Raw genomic sequence first — 7,674 nt, 5'->3', positions numbered from 1 at the left:
GTATTTTATTAGGCGGGGTATATAAAGGTTTCGTCTACGCAAAAGGCTTGTTGAACGAAAAAGTCAGTATATAAAAATCCTGGCATCTATGTTTGAGACAATAAGCATCCTACTTCTAAGTATAGGTAGTGTGCATAGAATTATTATAAAAGGTTGTTAGTACTTGATACTTCTACACTGCTGTTGGAAGATTATTCCTCATGCATTTTCTAGCCTGTGCCACTCCGTGTCAACTTGTTGACACAGCTTGTTCCTGCTTGTTGGAAAAGTGTAAATCAATGATTGGAAAATAATAATAAGCCATTCAAGAATTTCTCCGTTGGCTTGTGTCACCACCGCGCTTCCACAAAAAGAAAGTTGATTTTCAGTTTAAACCACCTCCTCCTACATCCGCTTATTGTCCTAGTGCGTACGTCTTCTTTGAGCTTCTCTCTTTGTTAAAAGTAGCGTGCAGAATTAGCTAAATATCCTCTACGTGCTCATGCGTACCAAGTTTTTTGGTGATTTATTGCCAACAAAATGTTGCAATGGCAATTGAAAATTATTGTATCTGGTTTCTTTGTTTTTCAATAACCTAAGCTAGAGGGAGCTTTAGCATGCCCAAAGCTATTCGGTCATTCCATTACATGTGCCGGCAATAGTTAAATAATATTACTTGCAAATTATACTTTACTAATAAACCGTACGAGTAAATAGCTATTTATACATACTAATCGATAAGCAATAATATAGCTTCTGACATGAGGCTCAGTAGGTTTTATTAAATATGATTTAAGCTATCCACTCCTTTAAATCAATTGCCCAGTAAGTCAGATTCACCTTTCGCTCTGCGCTGTTTTGCCAGGGCACCTCTTACTACAATATCTATGATTAATCGTTTTACTTGTTGGATTTCGTTTCTGATTACCCTTCTAGTGGCTGGCTGCAGTTATGACAGTGCAGAAGAGCTAGCACCCAAGGCCCCTTGTACGCCCCCGGCCGTCGCGTCGTATTCACTGGCCGTCTCTCCCTTGCTCGACCGCAACTGCCGCACCTGCCACAGCTCCACGCTGGTTACGGGCGGGGTGAACCTGGAAGACTTCGCCGAACTCAAGCGCCGCGCCGGCACGGGCCAGTTGCTGGGCGTGGTCAGCCACGCCCCGGGCTTTGCCCAGATGCCCAAGGATGGGGCCAAACTCTCGGCCTGTGACATCGCCTTGCTCAAACAGTGGGTGGATGCCGGCGCTCTCAACAACTAAGCGCAGCCAGCCTCCCCTTTATGAAACCCATCTATTGCTGGCCACTGCTCGTGCTGTGGCTGTTGTGCGTGCCCAAAGCCCACGCCCAGAAGTACCTTACCCGCGACGGAGTGGTCACCTTTTTCTCCACCAGCATCCTGGAAGACATTGAAGCCCGCACCGAGCAAGTGGCGGCCCTGGTGGACTTGAACAGCAACCAAGTGGCCTTTACGATTCCCATCAAGTCGTTTCAGTTCAAGCGCACGCTCATGCAGGAGCACTTCAACGAAAACTACATGGAGTCGGGCCGCTTTCCCAAGTCCTCCTTCTCGGGTCGCATCCTGGACCTGAACATGGAGGCGCTGCAGAAAGGCGGCTCGCAGCGGGTCACGGTGGAAGGCGACATAACGATCCACGGCGTCACCAAGCATGTGCAGGTCCCCGGGGCGCTGGAGCTGCAGAAAGGCAGCCTGCTGGTGCACGCCTACTTCAGCGTCGCGCCGGCCGACTACAACATCGAGATCCCGCTGCTCGTGCGCGAAAACATTGCCAAGATTGTCGGCATCCGCCTGGCCCTCTCCTGTGAGCCGATCGCGCAGCTCAGTCTTACCAAGTAACTTATCCTTTCGATTATATGCTTCATTTCTACAAACCAACCCCTAGCCGCTGGGGCTTTATGCTGCTGCTGGCCGGGCTCGCTTGGACACGAACTGCTTGTGCGCAAGATGATTTACTGACTCAACTGGAAAGCCAGGAAACAAAGCCCACTAAAACGGAGCTGGTCGACGCCACCTTCAAGAGCACGCGGCTCATCAGCGGCCACACCGTGCAGACGCCCGGCCAGGGCACGATGGTATTCTTGATTTCCCACCGCTTTGGCACCCTCAACAGTGGCGCTTACAACTTCTTCGGCCTCGACCAAGCCACCCTGCGGCTGGGCTTCGAGTACGGGCTGACGGACCGCTTGACTGCGGGCGTGGGACGCAGTTCCTTGGAAAAGACGTTCGATGGCTTCCTTAAGTATAAAGCTCTTCGGCAAACTACGGGCTTGCATGCCATGCCGGTCTCGGTCACCTTGTTTGCTTCTTCGGCCCTGAACTCGCTCAAGTACAGTGATACGTACGAGCATACCTTGCCCCGGCGCCTGGCCTATACGTATCAGGCACTGATCGCGCGCAAGTTCAGCTCGGATTTGTCGTTGCAACTCATGCCCACGCTGGTGCACAGCAACCTGGTGGCCACGGCGCAGGAGCACAACGACGTGTACGCCCTCGGCTTTGGCGGCCGCCAGAAGCTCACCAAACGCACCTCGCTCAACGCCGAGTACTACTACCTGCTGCCGGCGGGCAAACCCACGGGCGTGCGCAACGCGCTGGCCTTGGGAGTGGACTTAGAGACCGGGGGGCACGTGTTCCAGTTGCACGTAACCAACTCGCAGGGCATGATCGAGAAGTTCTTCGTGAGCGGCACACGCGGCAACTTCTTCAACGGGGACCTGTATTTCGGCTTCAACGTGAACCGCAACTTCACTATCCGCCCCAAGCAAGGCTTCCGAAAATAGGCTATCCAGCAACCCCTACTCTTCTTGCCTCATGCGCGTCAAGCTTCTGCTCCTGCTGCCCATCGGGGCAACGCTTACTTGGGCCAACTGGAATGCGCCCGAAATGCACCACTTCGTTGAACCTGCTGCCACCGTTGTCTGGCAACTCGCCCCGCTGGCTAGCCCAACAGCTGCCCACGCGCTGGAAATGCAACTCACGCAGACGTCCGGCGTAAAGGCCTGCGCCGTAAGCTGGCGGACCAACTGCGTGGCTTTCGTTTACCACCCCGCTCAAGCAACACCCGCCACGCTTGCCCGAGCCGTCCGCCGGATAGGGGTAGAAGTAGTCAGTCCCCATTCTGTTCCTTCGCCCCGGCCTGCTATCCGACAGTGCCCAGTACCTCCGGGTTATACACTGCTGATTGATCGTATCCGCTTCTCCCTCAATCTGCGGCGCTTTTTTGTGAACGCCTAGGCCCCTGGCTTACTAGTTCTCCAAGATTCCTTCCGCGTTTCTTCCCGTTTTTACTTTTTACTTTTTTCTCGCTTTTCTTACTCTTTACCCTTCATGCGTACTCTTCAACTCTGGCTTGCCAGCGCAGGCCTGCTGACGGCTGGTTTGCTTGCTACGGCGTGCAACTCTTCGACTGATACTCCAGCCCCGGATTCCCTCTACCTCCGCATGGGCGGTAAAGCGGGCATCGAAGGCGTAGCGGACCAGATGGTCGCCAACGTAGGAGCTGAAACCGGTACGCCAAACTCGTTGATGCTGCGCTCGCATAAACCAATGCTTGATGCTATCACTGGGGTGAATGGGGCTGCTCCTACCGACCCAACCCGCTTGACCCGTCTACGCAATAACGTAGTAGACCAGTTTACGGCTATTACCGGGGGGCCGCTGCCTTATACTGGCCAAACCATGCTGGCGGCTCATACCAACATGAAAGTAACCGACGCCGAATACAAAGTCTGGCGCGAGCTGCTCGACAACTCATTGCAGAAGAACAATATTGGCGTGAAAGAAAAAGCGGAATTCACGGCCCTAATCGATGCTATGAAGGCCGACGTTGTCGGTCACTAGGGCAAGCTGCTTTCCAACAGAAAGGCCACCTGCGGGTGGCCTTTTTACTCTTCTTTATTTAGTATCAGCAATCCACTATGACGTATCCATTCAAGGCAGTTAGCTTGACTTACAAAAAAGCGCCCTTAGGCATACGGGAGCTACTGGCCTTAGATGAGGCATCGTGCAGTTGCTTGCTACACAAATTGCAGCATGAACTAGGCTTGTCGGATTTGCTGGTACTCAGTACGTGCAACCGTACAGAAGTGTATTACGCTGCCGAGAAAGACCAAAGCGCCGCCATTATTGAAGCGCTTGGACAAGTCAAGGGGATAGCGGATAGCCCGAGGTGGCAGTCTTATTTCATGGCTTTAAATTCCAGCCAAGCAGCTGTACAGCAATTATTCGAAGTTGCTTTGGGCCTTGATTCTCAGGTGGTCGGCGACATGCAAATCAGCAACCAAGTTAAACGGGCTTATCAACGCTCAGCAGAAGCTGATGCGGCGGGTCCATTCCTGCATCGGTTGCTGCACTCCGTCTTGGCCGCCAATAAACGAGTACAGCAAGAAACGGCTTTCCGCGATGGCGCTGCTTCCACCTCCTATGCCACGCTGGAACTGGTGCAGGAATTAACCGCTACAATGGCTCAACCACGCGTGCTGATTGTTGGACTCGGTGAAATTGGAAAAGATATTTGCCGTCACTTCGGAAAAAGCAAACGTTTTGCTGAAGTGACCATCTGCAACCGGACGCGGCTAACGGCCGAATTGTTGGCCGCCGAGAACGGCTTGCACGTGCTGGATTTCGAACGCATAGCTGACGGGCTGCAAGCAGCCGATGTGGTGATTTCTTCACTTGCCGCGCCCACCCCGTTTTTCACCCGAGACTTGGTGGGCAGCCTGCCGCAAGAGCGACCCACGCTTTTCATAGACCTCTCCGTACCACGCAGCGTTGCCCCCGAATTGGAAAGCACGCCGGGCGTAACAGTCTACAATATTGATACTATTCAACATAAAGCCTCCCAGGCGCTGGCCCAACGCTTAGCGGCCATACCGCACGTACAGGCTATTATTCAGGAGAGCATGGTTACCCTGCATGCTTGGACCCGGGAAATGCAAATAGCCCCTACCATTCAAAGGTTGAAAAGCATGCTCGAGTTATTGCGGCAACAAGAAGTCGGGCGGTTTCAAAAAAAGGTTAGTCCCGACGAAGCACGTCGCTTGGATGAGGTTACCAAGTCCTTAACCCAGAAGTTTTTAAAACTACCTGTCTTGCAACTTAAAGCCGCCTGCCAGCGAGGCGAAGCCGAACAGCTGACAATCCTATTGACCGAGCTTTTTGCCCTCGAGATGCGTAGTTAGGAATAGCTTATAATATTCCGCCAACATGGCTTCTAATGTGGGACCTCGCATTATATAAACTCGGGTGGCAGGCCATGGTTAGAAGCTTCACTGTATATTCTTGACCTATTCAAAACTCAAGCTTGCCCGGTGCTGAAAGTCAAGCAGTCAAAACAAGTTTTGATGTAAACTTAGGTTCAGGGCCACGCCGGATTCAGCTATAGCAAGGGCTTGCTTGAGCAGCTTGCAAAAGACGGCCATCAGGGCCAGCTTTTTATTGTCCTCCTTGGCACCAAGCAAACAGGACAAGCATACCCGCCGTCTTGCGCCCAAGGATGGAAATCGAGATAGACGCGTTCATTTCCAGTGTAAAGTGCTGCTCCAAGAAGGCCATTGATTTGGCTTCGGTGACTTCTACTTGCCGACCCAAAGCTTTTAACGTCTGCGGCAGGTGCGGCGGCGGCAGGGCGGCGAAGACATTCTTGCTCCTTATTTCCCTTTTAAGTACTTGCTGCGTAACCTACTCGAGCTGTTGGCATTGGACGGTCCTGATTTCCCTGGTTGTTAAGGCTTGACAACTTGCTGCGGACCATATTGTAACAACCAGTGTATCGTGGCGCCTCATTTCCTAGCCCGCAAATGAACCTTTGAAGCATCTAATTAAAGTCATATACTAAGCATTTAAGTTATATTTAGTTTAACTAAACTAATACAAATATTATTATTCATTAATTATAATATTACCTTGATATTACTTGCTATATTTAACCTGCTTTTACCCCTCCGATTTATCCCTTTTACCTCATTTTATAGAGTTGGATATTATTGTTGAAATCTGCTGCTGCCGCTCGCCGCAAATGACTTTTTGATCTGCTCGTTACTATTTCCCCGCGCTCTTCTCTCTTCACCCCTGTTGTTTACATTTTATTATCAGTAAGTTCTTATGAACCAACTAGTACACCTCATTGCTTTGCGCAAACCATTTCTACTCTTGGGCACGGCGGCCCTGCTCGTTTCCTCTTCCTTAACCCTTAGTAGCTGCGGCGAAAAAGAAACCACGGTCACTCCCCAGGAGCCCCTTACTGTTCAGCTGGCAACCACGGCTACGCTAGGCTCTTTTCTGGTTGATGCGGATGGGAACACACTTTATTACTTTACCTTGGATACGGGTGGCACCAGCATGTGCCCCAGCGGTCCTTGTCTCGATGCTTGGCCCATTTTTTATGATGCCAAGCTGACCGTTGGAAATGGGTTGAAAGCCAGCGACTTTGCTACCATCACCCATCCCAATGGGCAGCTTCAAACGACGTACAAAGGCTGGCCGCTTTATTACTACGCAATCAAGAACACCACCACCGGTCAGTATACGCGCGAAAAGCCTGGTGAGGCACTAGGGCAAGACTTAGGCCACCATTGGTTTGTGGTCCGCACAGATTACAGCTTGATGGTAGGCACCAAAGCGCTGCTCGATAAGAACACGAACACAACCAGCCTCAAGAATTTCTTGATTGATCCGCAAGGTCGCACGCTCTATACGTATGCCAAAGACAGCAAAAGCCCGAGCACGCTGCCAACCAACTGCACCGGTAGCTGCGCAACTGCTTGGCCCGTGTTCTTCAATTCCAGTGTCAGCCTGCCCACTTTCGCTGATCTAAAAGCCAGCGACTTCGGCACTATCACACGCACCGACGGGACCGGCAACTCCACACAAAAGCAACTTACCTATAAGGGAATGCCCTTGTATTACTGCGCTGGTGACAACCAAACACCCGGTAAAACCGAGGGCCATAATCTCACCACGAATGGGGAGCCGTGGGTCGTGGCCGAGTTTTAACTTCTGGCGCGCAGCCTGATCAGCTTACCTTAACGCTCGGCTACCTAACACTTCGTCAAGTTTTGGAGTCGCTTCGCTACAAGAGCAGGCTGCACATACTTATTGTTGCCCTTTGGGCTTAGGTGCCTGCTCCCAAGCCCGCGTCGCGCGAGCCCTGGTCAGCACATGGCCACTCTAACCTCCCATACTTTACTTATCTCCCCAGGCACACCATCCGCGGTCTTGCCTATCGGTACCGGTGCCAAGAGAAACTCTCGCTTGGCACCGGTACCGATAGCTTGGCCTACACACTTATTTATGAACCGTTTTACTTGTTGGATTTCGTTTCTGATTACCCTTCTAGTGGCTGGCTGCAGTTATGACAGTGCAGAAGAGCTAGCACCCAAGGCCCCTTGTACGCCCCCGGCCGTCGCGTCGTATTCACTGGCCGTCTCTCCCTTGCTCGACCGCAACTGCCGCACCTGCCACAGCTCCACGCTGGTTACGGGCGGGGTGAACCTGGAAGACTTCGCCGAACTCAAGCGCCGCGCCGGCACGGGCCAGTTGCTGGGCGTGGTCAGCCACGCCCCGGGCTTTGCCCAGATGCCCAAGGATGGGGCCAAACTCTCGGCCTGTGACATCGCCTTGCTCAAACAGTGGGTGGATGCCGGCGCTCTCAACAACTAAGCGCAGCCAGCCTCCCC

General features: G+C 52.3%; 8 protein-coding genes. All 8 read left to right on the top strand.

What is annotated here, in order from left to right; translation table 11 throughout:
• Window positions 1-866 precede the first annotated feature (866 nt).
• The 8 genes from MUN86_RS28900 (at window position 867) to MUN86_RS28865 (ending at window position 7,657) form a co-directional block, all read left to right on the top strand.
• On the top strand, window positions 867-1,238 hold the full coding sequence (locus MUN86_RS28900; RefSeq protein WP_245127281.1) for a hypothetical protein: 372 nt from the start codon (window positions 867-869) through the stop codon (window positions 1,236-1,238).
• 20 nt (window positions 1,239-1,258) lie between these two features.
• A complete protein-coding gene (locus MUN86_RS28895) occupies window positions 1,259-1,834 on the top strand; it encodes a YceI family protein (RefSeq protein WP_245127269.1) in 576 nt (191 codons plus the stop codon).
• Between the two features lie 17 nt (window positions 1,835-1,851).
• Window positions 1,852-2,778: a DUF5777 family beta-barrel protein gene (locus MUN86_RS28890; RefSeq protein ID WP_245127280.1), complete on the top strand. Its 927-nt coding sequence runs from the start codon at window positions 1,852-1,854 to the stop codon at window positions 2,776-2,778.
• A gap of 31 nt (window positions 2,779-2,809) precedes the next feature.
• On the top strand, window positions 2,810-3,232 hold the full coding sequence (locus MUN86_RS28885; protein WP_245127279.1) for a hypothetical protein: 423 nt from the start codon (window positions 2,810-2,812) through the stop codon (window positions 3,230-3,232).
• Between the two features lie 93 nt (window positions 3,233-3,325).
• Window positions 3,326-3,838, top strand: coding sequence for a group I truncated hemoglobin (locus MUN86_RS28880; RefSeq protein WP_245127276.1), 513 nt, complete (start codon window positions 3,326-3,328; stop codon window positions 3,836-3,838).
• Window positions 3,839-3,915: 77 nt separating this feature from the next.
• Window positions 3,916-5,178 carry a glutamyl-tRNA reductase gene (gene hemA / locus MUN86_RS28875; protein ID WP_245127275.1) on the top strand — a complete coding sequence of 421 codons (1,263 nt, stop codon included), beginning with the start codon at window positions 3,916-3,918 and terminating at the stop codon, window positions 5,176-5,178.
• Window positions 5,179-6,100: 922 nt separating this feature from the next.
• The gene (locus MUN86_RS28870) at window positions 6,101-6,991 is read left to right on the top strand and encodes a hypothetical protein (protein WP_245127272.1); all 891 of its coding nucleotides are present in this window, start codon (window positions 6,101-6,103) and stop codon (window positions 6,989-6,991) included.
• 297 nt (window positions 6,992-7,288) lie between these two features.
• Window positions 7,289-7,657: a hypothetical protein gene (locus MUN86_RS28865; RefSeq protein WP_245127271.1), complete on the top strand. Its 369-nt coding sequence runs from the start codon at window positions 7,289-7,291 to the stop codon at window positions 7,655-7,657.
• Window positions 7,658-7,674 lie beyond the last annotated feature (17 nt).

Source organism: Hymenobacter volaticus, from assembly GCF_022921055.1.
GTDB classification, from domain to species: Bacteria; Bacteroidota; Bacteroidia; order Cytophagales; family Hymenobacteraceae; genus Hymenobacter; species Hymenobacter volaticus.
This window is presented reverse-complemented; position numbering and strand designations above follow the sequence as displayed.